1 protein-coding gene is annotated in these 1273 nt (G+C 79.1%); it reads right to left on the bottom strand.

Annotated elements, in window-relative coordinates:
- On the bottom strand, positions 1 to 1273 hold a 1273-nt coding region (locus tag MHW47_RS35505), incomplete at both ends, for an SDR family NAD(P)-dependent oxidoreductase (RefSeq protein WP_239227915.1).

The following is a 1273-nucleotide window of genomic DNA, read 5'->3' as shown; positions in this document are numbered from 1 at the left end:
CCGTCCGGCGTCCGGCGCGATCGCCGCCGGGTCCTGCCCGGCCACCAGGACGACCCGCGGCTCACCGGCCGGGCCCGCCAGTTCGGCGGTGAACGCGGCGGCGCCCCGGGCGAGCGGGATCAGCGGCACCCCGGCCCGGCCGAAGTGCGCGGCGAGGGACGGCGTGACCATCCCGCCCTCCCAGGGCCCCCAGGCCACACTCCGGACGAGGCAGCCGGGGCGGCGGGCCTGCTCGGCCGACGCCACCTGGTGCAGCACCTCGTTGGCCATGGCGTAGTCGCACTGGCCCGGATTGCCGAACACGGCGGCCACCGACGAGAACAGGACGATCGTGTCCAGGGGATCGTCCGCCGTGGCCGCCAGCAGCGCCCGCAGGCCGTCCACCTTCGTGGACAGCACCGACGCCGCCTGCTCGTCGCTCTTGTCGGCGATCCGCTTGTCCGCGAGCACCCCCGCGCCGTGCACGAGACCGGTGACCGGGCCCCAGGTCTCGCGCACGTCGCGCAGGGCCTCGGCGAGGGCGTCGCCGTCGCGGGCGTCCACCCGGACGTACCGCACCGGCGAACCGGCCGCCTCCAGGGCCGTCAGCGTGGCCCGCACCTCGCGGGCGGCCAGGATCTCCCGGGCCCGCGCCGCGATCCGCACGGGCGAGGTGTCCGTACCGGCCGCCGCCGCGCGTTCGGCGAGCAGCCGGGTGAGCGCCGGCTCGTCGAGCGCCGCGTCGAGCCCCGGAGGCTCGGCCGCCGGATCGGTCCGGCCCACGAGGGCGATCCGGGGACGGTGGGCCCGGGCCAGGTCCAGCAGCGCGGCCGCGGTCACCCCGCGCGCCCCGCCCGTCGCCACGATCACCGACGCGGCCGTGATCCGGCCGTCGCCCGAGGCCGTCACGGGGCGGGCCTCCAGACGCGGGACGATCCGTGAACCGTCGGCCCGCAGACCCGCTTCCCGGTCCGCCCCGCCTTCGAGGAGTTCCCGGACGACCGCGTCGGCGACCGCCGCGTCGTCCCGGCCGCCCCGCTCGCAGTCGATGACCCGGCACGAGCCGCCCGGCCACTCCTTGGCCGCCGTACGCACCAGGCCGGCGACCCCGCCCAGCCAGGCCCGGTCCGGGGCACGGCCGCCGAGCCCGAGGTCGCCCCCGGTGTCCTGCACGGCCACGAACAGGGCGTCGCCCCCGGAGTCGCCCCCGGACGCGTGCGCCGCCACCGTGCGCGCCGCGCGCAGCGCCGACAGCAGGACCTCCCGCGCCCCGTCCGGCCCGTCGGCGGCGGTG

Source organism: Streptomyces sp. OfavH-34-F, from assembly GCF_022347745.1.
GTDB lineage: Bacteria > Actinomycetota > Actinomycetes > Streptomycetales > Streptomycetaceae > Streptomyces.
Note: the sequence above shows the minus strand (reverse complement) of the source record. Positions and strands in the feature narration are given on the sequence as shown.